General features: G+C 43.2%; 17 protein-coding genes and 1 other RNA gene. 3 read left to right on the top strand and 15 right to left on the bottom strand.

What is annotated here, in order from left to right:
• Positions 1–196: 196 nt before the first annotated feature.
• Positions 197–3214, bottom strand: coding sequence for an EAL domain-containing protein (locus ACOQOE_RS17130; protein ID WP_420554550.1), 3018 nt, complete (start codon positions 3212–3214; stop codon positions 197–199).
• Positions 3215–3371: 157 nt separating this feature from the next.
• On the opposite strand from ACOQOE_RS17130, the gene ACOQOE_RS17125 reads away from it, so the two are divergent.
• Together ACOQOE_RS17125 and ACOQOE_RS17120 are read left to right on the top strand one after the other, a co-directional pair.
• Positions 3372–4127, top strand: coding sequence for an ABC transporter substrate-binding protein (locus ACOQOE_RS17125; protein ID WP_420554549.1), 756 nt, complete (start codon positions 3372–3374; stop codon positions 4125–4127).
• A gap of 366 nt (positions 4128–4493) precedes the next feature.
• Positions 4494–5132 (top strand): heavy metal-binding domain-containing protein, encoded by a 639-nt coding sequence (locus tag ACOQOE_RS17120; protein ID WP_420554548.1) that lies wholly within the window; start codon positions 4494–4496, stop codon positions 5130–5132.
• A 207-nt stretch (positions 5133–5339) separates the two neighbouring features.
• Here ACOQOE_RS17120 and ssrA read toward each other — a convergent pair.
• From ssrA to smpB, 14 genes are all read right to left on the bottom strand, one after another.
• Positions 5340–5698: a transfer-messenger RNA gene (gene ssrA / locus ACOQOE_RS17115) on the bottom strand.
• 64 nt (positions 5699–5762) lie between these two features.
• Complete coding sequence (locus tag ACOQOE_RS17110) at positions 5763–7211, bottom strand: hypothetical protein (protein ID WP_420554547.1); 1449 nt, start codon at positions 7209–7211, stop codon at positions 5763–5765.
• Between the two features lie 93 nt (positions 7212–7304).
• Entirely contained in the window at positions 7305–7625 is a 321-nt protein-coding gene (locus tag ACOQOE_RS17105; RefSeq protein WP_420554546.1) for a hypothetical protein, read from the bottom strand.
• A 12-nt stretch (positions 7626–7637) separates the two neighbouring features.
• Positions 7638–8216, bottom strand: coding sequence for a PASTA domain-containing protein (locus ACOQOE_RS17100; protein ID WP_420554545.1), 579 nt, complete (start codon positions 8214–8216; stop codon positions 7638–7640).
• A gap of 2 nt (positions 8217–8218) precedes the next feature.
• Positions 8219–9334, bottom strand: a complete 1116-nt coding sequence (locus ACOQOE_RS17095) for a PASTA domain-containing protein (RefSeq protein ID WP_067862577.1) — start codon at positions 9332–9334, stop codon at positions 8219–8221.
• Positions 9335–9344: 10 nt separating this feature from the next.
• On the bottom strand, positions 9345–9998 hold the full coding sequence (locus tag ACOQOE_RS17090; protein ID WP_067862575.1) for a hypothetical protein: 654 nt from the start codon (positions 9996–9998) through the stop codon (positions 9345–9347).
• Between the two features lie 27 nt (positions 9999–10025).
• The gene (locus ACOQOE_RS17085) at positions 10026–10919 is read right to left on the bottom strand and encodes a hypothetical protein (RefSeq protein WP_067862574.1); all 894 of its coding nucleotides are present in this window, start codon (positions 10917–10919) and stop codon (positions 10026–10028) included.
• A gap of 13 nt (positions 10920–10932) precedes the next feature.
• The gene (locus tag ACOQOE_RS17080) at positions 10933–11490 is read right to left on the bottom strand and encodes a hypothetical protein (protein ID WP_067862572.1); all 558 of its coding nucleotides are present in this window, start codon (positions 11488–11490) and stop codon (positions 10933–10935) included.
• A 28-nt stretch (positions 11491–11518) separates the two neighbouring features.
• Positions 11519–12091 carry a hypothetical protein gene (locus tag ACOQOE_RS17075; protein WP_075107888.1) on the bottom strand — a complete coding sequence of 191 codons (573 nt, stop codon included), beginning with the start codon at positions 12089–12091 and terminating at the stop codon, positions 11519–11521.
• A 27-nt stretch (positions 12092–12118) separates the two neighbouring features.
• A complete protein-coding gene (locus tag ACOQOE_RS17070) occupies positions 12119–12613 on the bottom strand; it encodes a hypothetical protein (protein ID WP_067862568.1) in 495 nt (164 codons plus the stop codon).
• A 14-nt stretch (positions 12614–12627) separates the two neighbouring features.
• Positions 12628–13257, bottom strand: a complete 630-nt coding sequence (locus ACOQOE_RS17065) for a hypothetical protein (RefSeq protein ID WP_197467996.1) — start codon at positions 13255–13257, stop codon at positions 12628–12630.
• Between the two features lie 131 nt (positions 13258–13388).
• A complete protein-coding gene (locus tag ACOQOE_RS17060) occupies positions 13389–13925 on the bottom strand; it encodes a hypothetical protein (RefSeq protein ID WP_067862564.1) in 537 nt (178 codons plus the stop codon).
• Between the two features lie 4 nt (positions 13926–13929).
• The gene (locus tag ACOQOE_RS17055) at positions 13930–15057 is read right to left on the bottom strand and encodes a hypothetical protein (protein ID WP_420554544.1); all 1128 of its coding nucleotides are present in this window, start codon (positions 15055–15057) and stop codon (positions 13930–13932) included.
• 304 nt (positions 15058–15361) lie between these two features.
• The gene (gene smpB / locus ACOQOE_RS17050; RefSeq protein WP_420554543.1) at positions 15362–15835 is read right to left on the bottom strand and encodes an SsrA-binding protein SmpB; all 474 of its coding nucleotides are present in this window, start codon (positions 15833–15835) and stop codon (positions 15362–15364) included.
• A 189-nt stretch (positions 15836–16024) separates the two neighbouring features.
• Between smpB and ACOQOE_RS17045 the strand changes: the two genes are divergently transcribed.
• Entirely contained in the window at positions 16025–17389 is a 1365-nt protein-coding gene (locus ACOQOE_RS17045; protein ID WP_067862558.1) for a sodium-dependent transporter, read from the top strand.
• Positions 17390–17403: the final 14 nt, after the last annotated feature.

The following is a 17403-nucleotide window of genomic DNA, read 5'->3' as shown; positions in this document are numbered from 1 at the left end:
ATTATATTGCAAAGGTCATTCAATAACTATGCTCAATTAAAACTAAAGGTGTGTGGCTTGCTTATTCTCGTGCTGCTCTGCGGAAAGTGTTTGTAATTGTGCTGTATTACCTTAAATGTCAGCACGGGGTTTAGAATTAGAGCATATATTGAATGTTTTTCTTACCAAGAGGTAATCATATTATCAAAAAATCAATTTATGCTTTGTTGTCTAATAACTCAAGTATTTGTTCCCCTTTAATCGGTTTGGAAAACAAATAACCTTGTATCATAGGGGAGCCTAAGCCTCTTATTATAGCTAATTGACTCTCTGTCTCGATCCCTTCAATTATCGTTAATAGTGATAAAGATTCAGCTAGAGATAAGATGCCCGATACTAACGCTTGATCATCCATATCCGAAGCAATTTCATCGATAAAGATTTTATCAACTTTTAGTCTTTTAATGGGATACTTTTTCAGATAGCTAAGGGATGAGTATCCTGTACCAAAGTCATCTATCGCAAGGTCTACGCCTACAACGACAATCTCTTTAAGCTGCGTATAAATATTTTCTTTCTCTGATAAAAGAACGCTTTCTGTAATTTCTGCGACTAAGCTTGAGCCTGGCAGGTTATTGGCAGCTAACTCCCTTTGTATTATCTCGGCTACACGGCCTTCCATAAATTGAACACTGGAAATATTGATGCTCACTGAGGGAGGATTCGTTACCTCTTTTCTGAGTATCTGAGCAAACTTGCAAGCCTCTTTAATTACCCATTCACCTATAGCTAAGATTTGTCCTGATTCTTCAGCAATAGGGATAAAATTAGAGGGTGGTATAAGGCCTTTCTGGGGATGCTGCCATCTTATTAATGCTTCTATTGAACGTATATGTTTACCATCAATGCTCCATATAGGTTGGTAAGTTAGATAGAATTCGTTACGTTCAATGGCATTATAAATATCGTTTTCTAGCAAGTTACGTTCTTTGTTTTTAGTGCTTAGGTCTTTATCAAAAAACTCGTACCGATTGCGTCCTTTCGTTTTCGCCTTGTACATAGCGCTATCTGCGTTGGCGATAAGCTGTTCTGAAGTCGTGGCATCACAGCTATGCGTTACTATACCAATACTGCAAGAAATATAGGCGTGATTACCTTCCAATATAAAAGGCTGAGTTAAGCTGGCTAGAATTTTCTTAGCGATTTTTTCAACAACGCTTGTGTGGTTTATCTCAGAAATGATGATTGCAAACTCATCCCCTCCTAAGCGCGCTACGGTATCACTTTTGCGAATGCAGGCTTCTAGTCGTGTAGAGACTGATTTCAGCAATAGATCCCCTGCGAGGTGACCAAATGTATCGTTTACATATTTAAAGCGATCTAAGTTGATAAAAAAGAGCGCGGCTTCTGTCTTGTTTCTTTGGCAAAGTTTTTGAGATTGTTTTAAGCGATCTTCAAATAAATGCCTGTTAGGCAAACCTGTTAATGCGTCATAATTTGCTTGATGAAGAATAATTGCCTCATCACTTTTTCTTTTTGTAATATCGCTAAACAGTGCGACATATCCTTCAATGTTTTTATCTAAGTCTAAGCGACAGGAGATCACGATCCACTGAGGATAAAGCTCCCCATTTTTTCGTTTATTCCAGATCTCACCTTCCCACTTATGCTTGCTGTTGAGCTGTTCATACATGTCTTTATAGAACTGAGGGCTATGTTTACCCGATTTTAATATCGCAGGGGTTTGGCCAATAATTTCTGCTTCAGAGTAACCCGTGATCTTTTGAAAGGATGGGTTCACCATTTGTATACGGTTTTTTGCATCGGTTACCAATATAGCTTCGGCAGCTGCATTAAAGACTGCTGAAGCTAAACGCAGTTTGTTTTGAGCTTTGCGCTCCTCTGTAATCTCTTGCTTCAGGGCAATATAGTGGGTGATCTCATTATCATCATTAATGAGCGGGCTGATGGATGCTCTTTCCCAATAGAGTAAACCGTTTTTACGTCTATTATGAAATTCCCCATACCAGCTTTTACCTCTTTTAAGCTTTTGCCACATATCGTCATATTGTGGTTCAGGCATATGGCCTGATTTGAGAATGCGTGGGGTTTGCCCTAATACATCATTCTTCTTATATCCAGTGATCTGCTCAAAACTTCTGTTCACATACTGAATATCACCGGTATTGTCGGTAATGATAATAGCGGTCGGGTTCTTTTCGACGACTTCAGATAATAAGTGGACATTTTCCCTCATCGCGAATGCTTTTTTATTCATTCTAACGATATAAATAGCACCAACAATGAGCGTGACAATGGCTAAGCCAATAACTAAGAGGAAGGTGCTTTTCCGTTTTACCCAAAGAAAAAAGGTATCTTCAAAATTGGTGACAATGGCGACCGCTAAGGGGTATTTTGTTGAGAGTCGCGTAGTGGTGGTGTAAGTGGGGAAATAGGATGATGCGTTGATACTGATATCCTCATCTTCTCCATTATCTAAAACGGTTGATAGATGCTGGGTAATGCTCTCTCTGTTGGGGCCAAACAAACCTGTTTGAATAAGCGCGTTGCCATGAAAATCAATCAAATAAACATCATCATTTTTTTCTATATCGAGGTCTTTAATATATCGAATTAGGTAATTGGAATTAAATGCGGCAATAATCAGCAGATCCTCCCCTGAATGTGTGCGGGTCGAAAAGCCGATCGGAATAAGCTCAAGCCGTGCGGATTCATCGGGGTATTCGTAGGTGGTTGGTAAGTAACGTCCTTTGATCGTTGTCCCTATATTAAGACCAAGACTATAGGCATTAGACGGTGTTTTTTTAAAGCCTAATATCTCTAAGTTAATATTATTTATTGGGTTTTCGCTATTGTCAGTATTAGTATTAACAATCGTTTTATTGTTTTTTATTATGACGATTTGTCTTAATTGGGGGGCAAAATTGAGAACATTTAATGCTCTTTCGCGCACATCGTTGAAATGAGCAGGGCTTGCTTCGTGAGCTTCTAATTCATCTGATAACGAGAGAAGGCTGATCTCGAGTGCTTCTAATGTTCGTGTGACCGTGGCCTCAATCATTCTTGCATAGAGAACCGATCGCTCGGTACGCTCTGTTATGCTTTGAATAAGGCTAAACCATAAGACACTGGCGATTAAGAGTATGGAGCTTATTACACCTGAAAATATCCATTTTGTAATGGATCGGGATTTAATAGCGCTATAATCTTTCATTCAGATTTGGCTCGATAGTGTCGATCATACTGAGTATAACGAAGAATTATGTTTGTTATTAGTAATGCAACGGGAAAAACTTAGGGCGTAATGGATTATATAAATGAGAGCAACTAAGTATAAATGTAGGCTAATTCACCTTATAGCATTGTGTCTAGTGTTGCTGATAAATCAGTCTGCTGCTTCAAGCTTAAGAGGTGAAAAAATACGTGAATTAGGCGAGCTTAAAGTGTGCTATTGGCCTGATTATTTTGCCATTAGTTATAAAACCCCCAGAACTGGCCGCCTCGAAGGCATCGACATTGATATGGCTAGGGAACTGTCTGCTTTTATGGCTGTAAAGCTAAGATTTGTGGAGAGCTCTTTCTCTAGCTTAGTTGAGAATTTATCCAATGACACCTGCGATATCGCAATGCACGGCATAGGTGTAAGGGAAAGTCGTAAGCCGTATATGGAGTTTTCAGCCCCTTATCTAAAAAGTGATATTTATGCGGTAGGTACAAAAGATAGCCAGTATATATCTAGCTGGGAAGATATAGATGAACATGGCAATGTAGTGGTTGTACAAAGTGGAACCTTTATGGAACCGGTTATTAAGCGCTATATTAAAAACGCTAAAGTCACAGTAGTGGACAGCTTTAAAGCCCGAGAACAGGAAGTGCTAAGTGGCCGAGCGGATGTATTTATGGCGGACTATCCCTACGGAAAAAGAATGACACAGCTCACCTCATGGGCAGTGCTTTTTAAGCCTAAGGAGTCACTCGCACCTACGGAATATGCCTATGCAGTTCCCAAAGGCGAACTGGACTGGTTACAAGAGATAAATGATTTCCTTTTAACCATGAAGCAAACCGGCAAACTAACAGAATTTGCTGAAAAGCATGGTTTGAGTGAAATTGTTGTGAATGATTAAAAGGTGATGGTCTAACCGGATTAAGCGTAGAGCGCAGTGTGTGAGATTGGTTTCAGCTCGTTCCTATGCTCCTGCGTGGGAATGCAAGTCAGGCTGTTCAATACGGCGACGCTATCGGCTACCACGCAGAGCGTGGGAGCCAAGTGGGGGAGTGCTTGTCACTTCCAGCTTTGCCATTCTTTAGCTGAAGCTTGTGCTAACCGCGCTCCGTCAGAATGGATGCTGCCGTTTGTGTTTACACTAGGTTAAATTAATCGCAATTAGCCAGTATTCGATTTCTGCAGCTACGCATTGAGTGTGGGCTGTTTATAGGTGCATTGTTTTATGCGAAATCTGACTGAATTTTTACCAAAATGGATTTAAATAATGATTGGATTGCAGGTTGTAGCTGTTCCAGCAGAGGGCAGTGCTGGGCAGAAAGCGGGTATATATAAAGATGATTTCATCATTGGCGTTGATGGTGAAAATATTGAAACAGTTGATCAATTAATAGAGTTGATGACTGAAAAGGCTGGAATCTTAGTTAATGTTGAGCTGTTGAGAGGGCAAATCGTTGTCTCCAAAGTTATCGAGGCTGGAACGTTGGGTATTAACCTAGTTCCTGAGATAGTAGACGGGCTATTGGAGAAGGTTGCTAGTCGACAAGATGCTTTAAAAGCAGAGCCACATTTGTTGGAGGTGATTTTAACAACAGCGCCATACGTCGAAACACGCCCAGTGGTTGAAACGCTCGATATAGTTTCTGCTGAATGTGTAATCGGTATGAATGTTTTTAAAGATGTGTTTGTGGCTGTTAGAGATATGGTAGGAGGAAGAAGTAAAGCTTATCAAAACGCATTAGGTGAAGCTAAACAGGAGTGTTTGATGGAACTCAGGAAAATTGCAGTTTCTTTAAATGCTAATGCTGTGATTGGCGTATCACTGAATTATTCTGAAATTAGTGGAAGTGGTAAGTCAATGCTATTTTTAGTAGCCACTGGGACTGCTGTTAAGCTAAGCCCGTAATGAACTAACGCAGTGTGTGAGGTTGGTTTCACCTCGTTCCCATGCTCATGCGTGGGAATGCAAAGGCCCCCAGTAAAGCCCCCAAGGGTGGGGGCTTTTTGAGGATATGTTCGGAACCCCTAAGAATGATGTTAGGTGTGGAAGTGAGGAGATTCAAGGGGTTCAGGCATAAAAAAAGACGCCCTAGGACGTCTTCGTTTATCAATTTGGTGGAGATGGCGGGGGTCGAACCCGCGTCCGTCAATCCTCCGCCTCAAGATCTACATGTTTAGGCTTCTCTATTTAATTAACCCGTCACGACCCGAGAGCCAGGGTGTTATGGGCGAGCCTCTTTAGTTTTAACCGTTCAGCTTGAGGCAAAGCGTCCGGGCGATTCTGTCTCGAATGATACCGCAAAATCCTCTAGTTACAGACACCTGAAGGAGCGGCACAAGCCGACTTATGCGGCTAGAGCGTAGTTATCGTCGTTTGCAACTATAACTGTGTAGTGAGGGATTTACGAGAATCACTACATTCTCGACATGCACCTAAGGTTTTGTAATCAGCGTCGAAGCCAAGTCATCCCCAGATGGGCGTATTATAGCGTTTGTTTTCCTTTGTGCCTAAGTCTTTCTGTAATAAATTTTTTATCTATTGCTGACGGCCCAATTGATCACAATAACTTTCTAGATCTTTACTTGCTTTTGATGCGGTTTTATCTAACGATGCTAAGTTATTTTCAACAAAGGCGGCAAGTACCGCAGGTCTGGCGCTTTGTGGAATATTTTTCTGTTCCATAACCGTATCGAAAGCTGTTGAGTACTCTTCCCGTGCTTCTGGCGTCATCGAGTTAAGTTTTTCCCATAGGGCCGTAAAACCTGCGCTTTCGCGGCTGGAAGGGGCAAGCGCGCCAATGATTTCTAATATAGTTGATAGTCCCGCACCAACGGCTACTCCTGCTGCTAAAGCGGTATTAGAGTCAATTATTCGGCTACTAACGTAACTACCTGCACCATTAGGTATCAATATCCCAGCAATGTAGGTGCCGGTCGACCAGTTTTGGGCTGAGCTTGCTCGTTCAATAGCTTGATCATCCATAACGCCGGAAGCCTCACCTATACGTGCTTCATCAACGGCACGGATCGATTGAAGTAAGCCGGGAAGACCCATAACTGCACTAGTGCTAGCACCGGCGAGGAAACCGAGCACTGCGGGGGTGCCTGCCCCTCCGGTAATGATACCTACCGCTATGCCGGCAGTGATACCAGATATTGACCGTACCCAACTTTCGGTACTAAGTTGTGATTCACCTCGGCTGACGGCTTGATTGATACAGAGAACAATAAAGCTGCTTTGACTAGCGCCGAGTGAGCGGATAAGGCTCTCTTTTGCGCCGGGAAGTTGGGAGATGGTCTTGAACAGGTTTTGCGGGGCTATAATGCGAAAGTTTTCTAGGGTGTCTGTGATTAAGCGGCTGGTAGCGCGAATACTGCTCGCCATTCTTTCGGTGCTATCGAGTGCGACAACCGATTCTATACCTAGACCGTCCATGACTTGCTGCCCTGCACGTTGAATGGTTTGGTCGGGTGAGGATAGCATTGCTTGTAAGCGTGCTTTCCATTCTTGTAGTTGCGTGTCGTTAGAGGCCAGCGCATTGAGTGATCTAACTGCTTGATCCATCATGCTGACGGCTTGGGAATGGGTTTCCCAAGCTAGTTGACCGCTTAACGAGTCTCTAACTTTATCGCGCAGGAATACATTAAGGGTGCCTCGATGGTCTTGACTCATGTTAGCGTAGCGGCGTCCGATGGCATTCCAGATATTATTGTTTACTTGGTCTTGAGTGTGGCTAGCCGCAAAGGTTCTAAATGCTTGGGCGCGAAGTGCTCGGTTAAATGAATCGGTATGGTCGACGTAGTGTTCAAGGCTGTTAACCGAATCCCAGAAGTAACCTTCATCAATAGGGTGTGCACTAAGTGTGGCGACAATACGATCAAATGCATTAATCGTCAGGGATTGTTGGGGCGTAATTCGGTTGTTTAAGCCATCTCTGCCAGCGCGCGAGAGCGCGGTCGAAACGTCTTGTCCTGGATTGCACATGTTGCCTCCTTCTGGCGATTTATAGCCAATTTTTTATATAGGTATTTACTGCATTTGATCCATCAATGTTGTGCTTTAAAACAGTGTCTTTTTTTATTGGTCGGAGAAATCCCCATTTTTGATCGCGTTTTCTATATGGGGTGTTAATTGCTCCGATAGTGCATTTAACTTTGAGGCGTCTAAGTTGGATTGATTACTTAGTTGCCGAAGAGAGTTTTGTAATCCAGAGCTACCCAGTAGATCGTTTTGTCCAGGTGATGATAAAGAGCTTCCTAGTGAGCTTAGTAATTGTTCGGGATTTAATGCTTGCTGTAGGGATTGCTCAGGAGTTGGCTGCTCGTTTTGTCTTTGTTGTGATGACTGATTGGCAAGGGTTCGCAGCATATTAGCGAGTTGGGTAGCTGAAATATTCATAATCTTCACCCGTTAAACCTTTATGGTTAAGACTTGATCAGCCTCTATCAGTTCGCCTGCCTGTGGATCTGTGGCGGTGACGATTTTGCTATCAGATACGTTTTTAGGGCTGAGGTTGAAACTGATACCTAAGCGTTGGAGTAGCACTTTTGCAGTAGCTAAAGGTTGTCCTGTTATGTTCGGGACAATATTAAGATCATCGATCTGTGTCGGTGCCGGTACAGGTAAAAACTTAAGGGTCAGCTTGCTACTGGCCTGTACATTAAAATCGTACTGATTTTGGTAGCTAGCATCGACGGTCGTGCCTTGTAGTTCAGTGGTTCGTTTGCCATTGTTGTCTAAGGTTTGTCTCAATGAGAGGGCCATATTGATCTCAGCAGTAGCCTCTGGGATAGCATACCATGTCGGGCGGTAACCGATGTTTCTTAACTCGGTGATGGTTTCATCATCACTGCGGTAGATTTCCTTCATGTTTTCGATGGTTTTAGCGTCGATGGCGTACTGAGCATTAGCTATGCCTGTACCGATTTCGGCGACCATATCACCAAGGGGTGCTGCTAACACATCCTGAAAGATATTCTTTTGTGACATGTTTAAGCTCCTGTACTGGGGGAAACCCCGATAATTAACATGATTTCAGTGTCGCTATCGATTGCTGTGCCAGCTTTAGGTGATTGGCTAATAATTTTGCCGGTTTCACTTTGCTGTTCTTTTGTTAGTTGTTGGTTGTACCACTGGGCATCGAGCTGCATCTCATCGAGTCTTCGATTAGCTAAGCTGCGGGTATAGCCGATGAGGTCGGGCATTTTTAGTTTTTCAGTTGTGGTTGTTTCTTGAGTGCCTGAGACATCTAAGTCGAGTATCAGTGTCGAGAGCATGGCGGGATCAATTAAGGTTAGGCTATTGGCATCTTTGACGAGTCGTATTTTATCTTTACTGCTACCGGGCAGCACTTTTAGATCCATACGAGCACTTTTTAGTTGGAAGCGGCCATTGTTGGCAGTATCGGCTTTGTTAAGCGCAGCCATAGCTGATGAGATCATTTCATCCTTATTAAGCTCTTCTGTTTGTAAGCTTATTTTGGCATTTGGATCTATTCTTTCGAGTTCCTTTATACGCTTCTCTTTGCCTTTTAGTTGCTCGGTTAGGTTTTTATTATGTAGCTGAAGCGTCGACAGTTGCTTGGTTATGGCAGGATCTACCTTGGCTGTCTGAGTGACTTTTCGTAACTGGTCAATCTCAAGCTTTAGCGTTGATTCCGCTTTTTTACTGGCTTGTAGCTGTTTTTCTAGTGTTTGATTAGAAACTTTAAGAGTGTTTAATTGTTTTACGCTTTCGGTGTTACTGGCTGCTGCTGGAATCCCAGTAATTGATGTTGGAATTGTATGGAAGATGGTGTTAGCAACGGTTAGAACAGGACTAAAACTGACTTTTACGTTGCCAAAATCCAATTTTGCGCTGCTATAGCTTTTTGGTGTGTTGGTTAGGTTGAGCCAGTTATTTTTGTGTTGAGTTCGTAGCAAGACGCGCGGTAAATATCCTGTAAGGTTTACACTGCCTTGTGCTTTGAATAGACCGCTTGCGAGTGTTCTACCCGAAGCAATACGTTGTATTCGACCATTTGCAGCGTAGAAACAGACATCTACAAAGGCATTTTTTAGGGCTTTGCCATTGTTATCAAGAAGCTTGGCTGTAATTGACAGTGCCATTGGTTATCTCCTATTGATGCCGATATAGCAGAGTTTCGGTTTGTGAAAACAGATCGGCACTGATCGCGATAATCTGATTTTTACTTTCTGTTTTTGCGATGCTGAGTTGGCAGGAGGCATAGCCTGTATCGTCAAGCTCTAAGGTCGATAAAGTAAGTTTTGTGCTTTTGTGTAAGGCGCCTCTTCTTTCTTGTTTATTAAGCTTCTCGGATAGTTCTCGGTCGATATTTACCTCAACAACACTGTTATTCAGGGGCGTGCCTAGACTGTCTTGGCCGCGTATCTCAATAGTTACTTGGGTAGCCGATTTTTTTGTAGCTGACAGGGTGATGATCGGTGTCGGCCGTCCAGAATCAATCGGTGTGGCGACCATTACGCCTCGAATTACGCTGCTGGCGCTTTGGGTCTGATTCGTTGCAGAGGATGGCTTAAATGCTAATTTTTTAGTGTAACGACCTTGCTTACTACCCTCGGAAGAGGATGTTGACGTCATATCAAGCTTTAGCTCAAATTCCATTTTAGGGATATGGTAAACAAGCGCTTCTTGGCCATATGCATTGAGTACAGGCGTTTTGTTAAGCCGACTTTGTGCTTGGGTCAGGCCATCAGCCAGATTGATCAGGAAGTCATCTAAATTTTGCCCTTGGGCAACCTGATTCGACATGTTATCTACTCCACCTATTCATTGGATCTAAAATCCCCAGCGGGCATTTTCTGCTCGTCTGTCCATTTTTTTTTGCAGTGCGCGCTGTCGCCGTTTCTCATCGTTTAACTGCTGTTGGCGCGCTTCTTCTTTTCTGCGAGCTAAGAGTGTTTGAAGTCTGTTTTGTCGTTGTTCTAGCTCTTTTTCCGCTGCAGCTTCTCTATTTTCCTGCTCTGGGTCGGTAGGCTTTTTCTTTAGCCTTTCTTCCCGCAGTAAGTATTCGGTTTGGCGTTGTTTGTTTTCTAAAGCTATTTTCTGTGCTTGTTGTCTTTGTAGTTCTATTCGTTGCTGTTCAGCCGCTAAACGTGTTAATGCTTCCTGTCTTTGTATTGCTAAACGTTCTTGGCGTTCGCGTTGTAATGTTTCGTTGCGTTGACGCTGTAATAGTTGTTGATTTAAAGCCTCGCGTTTTAATTGGTCGAGCTTTTGTTGGCGCTGTAATTTGTTTTTGGTGTCAATTTTTTTGCGAATAAGCTGCGCCGTTTTTAACGCTTTTGCTTGTTCTTCTTTTTGTTGTTCTTGTTTACGTTTTAGTTTTGATTGTTCTAGCCATCTTTTCTTTTGTTCTGCCAACAGAAGTTCAGCTTTGGCTGCTTGTTTATCTTGTAGGCGCGATTTGGCAGTGTGAACGGGCATCGGGAAACGTAGGTTATCCCAGCTATTCTCTTCTGCCTTTGTTCGTCCTAATAATTGATCCATCTCCTGTTCAAGAGCTTGATGGTGCGCTATCAGATGTTTAAGCTCATCTGAGACTTGATCCATTTGCAGTAGATCAGCTAGTGATTTTTTTTCGCTTTCAAATAGCGGCGTAGTGGAAGACTGAGGTGAATCGTTTGAATCCTCTTCTTCCAGTAGGTCGCTCCAGTCAAGGTAGTCACTCATCACTTAGGTTTTTTTATTCTGAGTCAGGTTGGTTTCTCTCAACAATAGCTCTAATGCGCTCTTCTAAAACTGCCGGTGGAGGCGTAGGCATAATACGGCTTCGCATTAAGCTAGAACCTTCGGCCGAGTAGTTGTATTTATTGGCATAGCGAGCGCTTACGGATGTGGTTCTAACTTTGGCATGTGCACCTATGATAAAACCGGTCGCAGTTGCGCTGACGGATTTACTCGAGCTTTTGCGTTCGAACTCAGATTGCTCGGTAAAACTGATAGAGATTTTTATCTCAATAGTTGTATCGGTAAATTGATAAAATGTGGGTGTGAAGCCCAGTTCAATTAAGGACATTTTTTGGCCATCAAAATGAACAAGAGATTCTTTTTTTGTGACCGATGTAGCGCCTGTAATGGGGTCTACTTCGGTGACTTCATATTCACCGCTCATCATCTGGGCGAGGCGTAGACCGCTTTCATCCATTGCATACTGAGCTTCTGCAATGGCCATCCCCATGCCGGTTATCATTTCACCAAAAGGGACATCACTTAGTTCACGTCCAATGCTTCTACGAGGCATAATCTGTTGCTCCTATTTTAGTTTGACATTAGGTTTCATCGGATGGATTGTCATTTTCAAGTAATGCTCGAACCCGTTCTTCAAACATTGCCGGTGCAGGAATCGGAACTAAGTTACAGCGTAATAAGCTGGCCCCTTCAGCACTGTAGTTATATTTGCTTGAGTAGGTGGCGTCGACGGTGGTTGTTCCTACTTTTGTTTTGCTGCCAAATAAACGGCCAAAGAAGCTTGAGCTTCGTTTGTAGTTGTCGCGGGTGCTATTGGTTGTGGTTGTACGTTCAATTTCACGAGACATTTTTATCGCAATTTTCACTTCAATAATGTTATTAGTGAATTGGTAGAACGTAGGTGAAAAGCCTAATTCCATCATGCTGAGCTTTTGTGATTTCCCCTCTTCATCTTTACCAAAATATACCCGTGTATCTTCAGTACCAGTGATATTGCCGCTGTCATCGAGTATAGGTAATCGCCCGCCCATCATTTGGGCTACATGTACACTGGCTTGGTCCAATTCATATTGGGCGTCGGCGATAGCAAACGCCATCTCTCGGATCATCTCCCCCATGGGGACATTTAGTAGATCTCTTCCTATGTTTGACATGAGTTAACTCCTGTAAATATTGCTAATTTATTCGTTAGTATCGTTATTATTGGTTGAGGTTGGTTGCCGACTGGCGAGCCAGTTTTGAAAAGCATTAGGGGGTGGAATGGATGAAATTCTGGCTGTTATTGAGCTGCTCGCTTCAGATGAGAAACTATATTTACTACTGAAAGATGCGCTGACCGTCGCGGCAAACATAACGAAGTAGGCGGTGCCGCCAGCCATGACTGAGGTGCCAAAACTGGCTTCTCTGCTGGTTGAGGACGATAAGGAGACTTTTAGATCGATGGTTGCTTCTGTGAAGTGATAAAAAACAGGCGCAAATCCAAGGCTAATTAGCGATTGTTTTTCACCATCCCCTACATCGACTCCATGCCCTTCCGCATCACCGAGCTGCATCGCCATATTGATAGAGTTGATATCGAGCTCACGTTGCGCTGAGGCAATGGCGGTACCCAGCTGATTAAGAAGCCCTGGCAGTGGGGATTGCTCTAAACTTGCCATCACTTTGTTATGTGACATTTTAGTGCTCCAGGTTAGCCGTCGGTGTCCGTATCGCCATTGTCGGTCGGTGTGTCGTTATCCGCAGGCGTGTCAATGTTGATAGGATCTGCAGGTGTATCAACTAATGGTGCGGGATTTGGATCGGAAGCAATGCGCCCGCCGCCGTTTGCAGCATGGGTCTTTATAGCATCTAAAAATGCTTGCGGTGGTGGAACTGAGCGCATAGTGGTTTTGATACGGGAGACGGCTTCCATATCAAACTCATATTTGTGGTGTAGGTCGAAAGAGATACTGCCAGCAAATGCGACAGGAAAGCTTGAGTTTTCTGGTGTTCCGGCTTCTAGTTCACCGCCAATATCTATGCCTGATTCAACCCGTACGGAAATGGTAACTTTGAACTCCATCTCCGTTTCAGTAAAGTGATAGAACTGTGGGATAAAACCAAGTTCAAGTAAGCTCCTATCTCGAGGTACGCCTTGCGCATCATTGAAGGTTACTTGTGTCTCACTGAGTAGCGTAGCTGCACGCACTGAGGTCGCATCGAGTTCATATTGTGCGGAGGCGATTGCTTTCGCGGTGTTTTCGATAAGCTTAGGGATGGGCACATCCATGAGTGCCTGACCCGGTGTCATTCCGGCGACTTCGTTATCAAAATTCATCATACTCTCCCTTTGTTGATTAGCCTGAGCTAATCGGTTGACCTATGCACAGATCTATTGCGTTTATTACTGCACTTATGCAGTAAGAGAATTCCTTTCTACAGCAATGTATAAATTTGTATTGGCGCTCAGTTTTAAGCTAAGCCAATGGCTTTAGCGCCCTCTCGAACAAGTCGGTCAGATAGATGAAATAACCCTAAGCCTTGTTGTTCTTGAGTTAAGCGGCCAGATGAAGCGCTGCTATACCTATTTATACGGTTTAATATGGGTTGCAATGTTGCTTGTTGTTGGGCTGTACAGAGTGAAATGAGGTGTTTGTTCTGAGCGACGAGTTGATCGCGCATATCAAGTTTGACTAACAAACAGAGCTTTCTCATCTCTAGTGTGATCTGATCTTTTTTCGCTTCTGTCGATAAACTGTCTGCAGCTTCTGCATATTGTTCGAGGCTGTGTTCGCAAATATCGAGTGCTGTATTAAGTTGCCCGCATAACTCTAAGCATTCCATGCTTAACTCGGCTAAATAGCGCTGTAATATCAGTTGAATATTTTGCCGCATAGCTGCCTGACTTAGCACGTGGATAGCTTGAACTGCGGGTTCATATTGTCGCCGTTTTAGCAGGGAAGCGATCTCTTCTAAGGCTCCGCCAAAACTGATTTGTTCAGCATCCATGACTTTATTGGCCTTTTGATTCGGTTGTTGGAATAAGGCGTGCGAGCAATCCAGCTTTCTTTGCTTCGTGTGTAATCCACAATGCTTGATGGATATTAGCGGCTAAGGGGGTTGTGCTTATGCCATCTTTAGGTGTTGGTAGCAGTATTGTTCTTCCCATAATACTGTTAAGCAGGTTACTTAGAGCTTGTTGGGTGTTTGGGGTTATGTTTTTGAATTCGATATTATATTTCTCTCCCGCTACTGATATTGCACTCCCTTGGCAACCCAATTCATACATTACAGCTAGATGTTTTTGGGCATCCTCAAGTGGAATAGAGCGTTCTAATACAATGGGTAGGGAGTTGATTAGTTTCCTATGGATCTTTTCGGGTATTGAGAATTGCTCAGTTAACCAGTTTGAAAAAGAGTCGAAATCTAATTCTGAAGGTACAGTGTCAAGGGCGAGGTTAAACCTGAAATAATCATGATTCTGGATAATTACAGGAAGATGAAGTGATGTTGCTTTTTGCCATATATCTTGTGCTGCGCTGTAACTTAAGTTGTTAGCTGACCACTGTTTACAGGTGACTTCATTAGTATTGGGTTTAAGGCCTAGGCTAATGTATTGGCTTCGGATTGATTCATTATAACTAGGCATAAATGCCATTACAGTATAAAGCGCAGTTGCCGGTGCTGAGGCAACTAACTCTATACCAGGTTTACTAAAGCGTCTGATAAGGTCTGCGGCAACCGTTTTGGATAAGCGCCCTAAAAGTATGGCGGGAACTTGGGTCAGACTTTTGATAATTTCTTCGCCGGTCTGCCCTGTAAATGCTGCAATTTCAGCAGCAAATTCGGCTGCGTGATCAAATCTTTTTATGTGAGCGGCTAGTTCGTATTGTGTTGTATCGGTATCTATAACGACATCATTGCCAACAATTTCACAAGGTAGCTTGAAGTCGCTGAGCGCAGCTTTCAATTGTGACGCTCGCTCTTGGCTGAGATTAGACTGAAGTATAGAAGGCGAGGTAAGTATTCGTTGAACACACTCTTGTTTAGAAAGCCCGAAATGTTGATGAGCTGCACTAATAGTCAATGCATTTGCGTCACCTATGCTGTTGACTTGTAACTGATATCCCTGTGACTGCACGTTATTCTCCCTGAACGCCCTGCTGCATAAAACACGCTGTGATGTGCTTTTTGGAGTAAACTATTGCACTAGAAATGATCAAAATCAAGAGGTGAAAACGTATATTTTAAACGCTTGTTTATCTGAGGATAAAATAGGGTGTTAAGGGAATTACCTGAGTACTTAATAAGTTGTTGATTCTACGAATGGTTGTTAATTTTTACGTTGCAGCGCAGCGTGATTAAAGTTCATTTAATTGAGCGATGACATGAGAAAACATATTCAAGGGGGGAGGGCGACACTTAGGCAAGTGTCGCTGCTCAATTTATCTAGCTGCCATTAAACGCTGTTTTTGTAGTGCCCAGTCTTTATCTTTATCAGCAGCACGTTTGTCATGCTGTTTTTTACCTTTGGCTAAGGCTATTTCACATTTAATGTGATTACCTTTCCAATAGAGCGAAAGTGGGACGCAGGTAAGACCTTTAGCATTGATCGCGCTAATGATTTTAACTAGCTCTCGATGATTTAAGAGTAGTTTTCTTTGACGTGTAGGGTCTGCGACCACGTGGGTGCAGGCTGTCTTTAATGGTGTGAAATGGGCGCCCACAAGCCACGCTTCTCCCTTATGAATATTCACATAAGATTCAACGAGCTGTGCGCGACCTTCGCGTAAACTTTTTACTTCCCATCCGGTCAGCACTAAGCCCGCCTCGAATTTATCCTCAATAAGGAACTCGTGACGTGCTTTTTTGTTTTGACAGATGGTGTTGCCTGATGGGGCTTTTTTCTTTTTAGCCATGGCGGGCGATTATATAGTGCAGATCAAAGCAAAGAAAGCAGTTCTAATAATATTTACCGTTGTGTGAAATGGCGTTGCCGTACTTTTTTAATGGTTGGAAAGTGATTATTTTTCGTTGTGCTTTTGAAGTATAGATGAAAGAATTTCGCTATCTGTTGATCATAAGAATAAATAGAGAGCTATCAGCTTATGCAAGACAAAACATCTATTCATGGTGCTTGGACATCGCGTTGGATCTTTATATTAGCGGCTACAGGATCAGCTGTAGGCTTAGGTAATATCTGGAAGTTTCCCTATATAACGGGTGAAAACGGGGGAGGGGCGTTTGTCTTGGTATACCTCTGCTGCATTTTGCTTGTTGGGGTGCCGATCATGATAGCCGAAGTACTCATCGGGCGTCGGGGCCGTCAAAGTCCTATTAATGCGATGAAAAGTGTGGCGCTTGAAGCAGGGCGCTCTCAGTACTGGTCGCTTGTCGGTTGGACGGGCGTTCTTGCAGGGTTTATGATTTTTTCTTTCTACTCAGTTGTCGCGGGTTGGGTGTTGTTTTATATCGCGGGAATGGGGGTTGGCGACTTTATTGCTATAGGCAGTGCGGACGCAGGTGCTGTGTTTAATAACCTATTAGATGACCCGCAGACATTGATTATCTGGCACTCGATTTTTGTCATGATGGTCATGCTAGTTATTGTTGGCGGCGTTAAAAAGGGATTGGAAAATGCGGTTAAATTTCTTATGCCCGCATTGTTTCTCTTATTGCTTGTTATGTTGGGATACTCTTCGCAAACGGAAGGGTTTACGGCGGGCTGGGATTTTTTGTTTCATTATGACCCATCTGAATTAAGTTGGGATTCTGTTCTAGTGGCTTTAGGACATTCATTCTTTACTTTATCTTTGGGGATGGGAGCAATTATGGCCTATGGGTCATATATGCCGAAGAAAACGTCTATCGGTGGTGCGGTTATTTGGATCGCAATCATGGATACCTTGGTTGCCCTGATTGCTGGGTTGGTTATTTTTCCTATCGTTTTTTCTAATGGCATGGATCCAGGAGCGGGGCCTGGTTTGATGTTTGTGACTCTGCCTGTTGCGTTTGGTCAGATGCCTGGCGGACAGGTTTTTGGTTTTGTGTTCTTCTTGCTGGTGGGTATCGCCGCTTGGACTTCGGCGATATCTCTAATGGAACCAGCGGCTGCTTGGTTAGTCGAAAAGTTTAATTGGCATCGTATTCCCGCCTGTATTGTTTTGGGTTTGATTGTTTGGGGTATGGGAGTTGCCGCCTTAGGTTCGTTCAACTTTATCTCTGATGTGAAATTACTTGGATTTAATGTATTCGATTTCCTCGATTTCATGACGGCTAATATAATGTTGCCGCTGGGTGGTTTGTTTATTGCTATCTTTGCAGGCTGGATTATCACGCGGGATATGGTGGCCAATGAGTTGGCAATCTCTTCCCCTCTGCTGTTTAATGCATGGTATATTGCGTTGCGTTTTATTGCGCCTATAGGCGTGTCAGTGATTTTTGTTCTCAATTTAATTGAGAAGCTTAAGTAGGGGCATTTTTTTGG

The sequence above is a fragment of the Neptuniibacter marinus genome, from assembly GCF_965223595.1.
Classification (GTDB): Bacteria; Pseudomonadota; Gammaproteobacteria; order Pseudomonadales; family Balneatricaceae; genus Neptuniibacter; species Neptuniibacter marinus.
This window is presented reverse-complemented; position numbering and strand designations above follow the sequence as displayed.

What these genes read in the sequence shown, in the direction of transcription:
- ACOQOE_RS17090 (WP_067862575.1), bottom strand. Translation starts at nt 9,998, where the DNA reads ATGTCGAATCAGGTTGCCCAAGGGCAAAATTTAGATGACTTCCTGATC.
- ACOQOE_RS17105 (WP_420554546.1), bottom strand. Translation starts at nt 7,625, where the DNA reads ATGAATATTTCAGCTACCCAACTCGCTAATATGCTGCGAACCCTTGCC.
- smpB (WP_420554543.1), bottom strand. Translation starts at nt 15,835, where the DNA reads ATGGCTAAAAAGAAAAAAGCCCCATCAGGCAACACCATCTGTCAAAAC.
- ACOQOE_RS17130 (WP_420554550.1), bottom strand. Translation starts at nt 3,214, where the DNA reads ATGAAAGATTATAGCGCTATTAAATCCCGATCCATTACAAAATGGATA.
- ACOQOE_RS17070 (WP_067862568.1), bottom strand. Translation starts at nt 12,613, where the DNA reads ATGTCACATAACAAAGTGATGGCAAGTTTAGAGCAATCCCCACTGCCA.
- ACOQOE_RS17120 (WP_420554548.1), top strand. Translation starts at nt 4,494, where the DNA reads ATGATTGGATTGCAGGTTGTAGCTGTTCCAGCAGAGGGCAGTGCTGGG.
- ACOQOE_RS17060 (WP_067862564.1), bottom strand. Translation starts at nt 13,925, where the DNA reads ATGGATGCTGAACAAATCAGTTTTGGCGGAGCCTTAGAAGAGATCGCT.
- ACOQOE_RS17100 (WP_420554545.1), bottom strand. Translation starts at nt 8,216, where the DNA reads ATGTCACAAAAGAATATCTTTCAGGATGTGTTAGCAGCACCCCTTGGT.
- ACOQOE_RS17085 (WP_067862574.1), bottom strand. Translation starts at nt 10,919, where the DNA reads ATGAGTGACTACCTTGACTGGAGCGACCTACTGGAAGAAGAGGATTCA.
- ACOQOE_RS17065 (WP_197467996.1), bottom strand. Translation starts at nt 13,257, where the DNA reads ATGATGAATTTTGATAACGAAGTCGCCGGAATGACACCGGGTCAGGCA.
- ACOQOE_RS17110 (WP_420554547.1), bottom strand. Translation starts at nt 7,211, where the DNA reads ATGTGCAATCCAGGACAAGACGTTTCGACCGCGCTCTCGCGCGCTGGC.
- ACOQOE_RS17095 (WP_067862577.1), bottom strand. Translation starts at nt 9,334, where the DNA reads ATGGCACTGTCAATTACAGCCAAGCTTCTTGATAACAATGGCAAAGCC.
- ACOQOE_RS17075 (WP_075107888.1), bottom strand. Translation starts at nt 12,091, where the DNA reads ATGTCAAACATAGGAAGAGATCTACTAAATGTCCCCATGGGGGAGATG.
- ACOQOE_RS17045 (WP_067862558.1), top strand. Translation starts at nt 16,025, where the DNA reads ATGCAAGACAAAACATCTATTCATGGTGCTTGGACATCGCGTTGGATC.
- ACOQOE_RS17080 (WP_067862572.1), bottom strand. Translation starts at nt 11,490, where the DNA reads ATGCCTCGTAGAAGCATTGGACGTGAACTAAGTGATGTCCCTTTTGGT.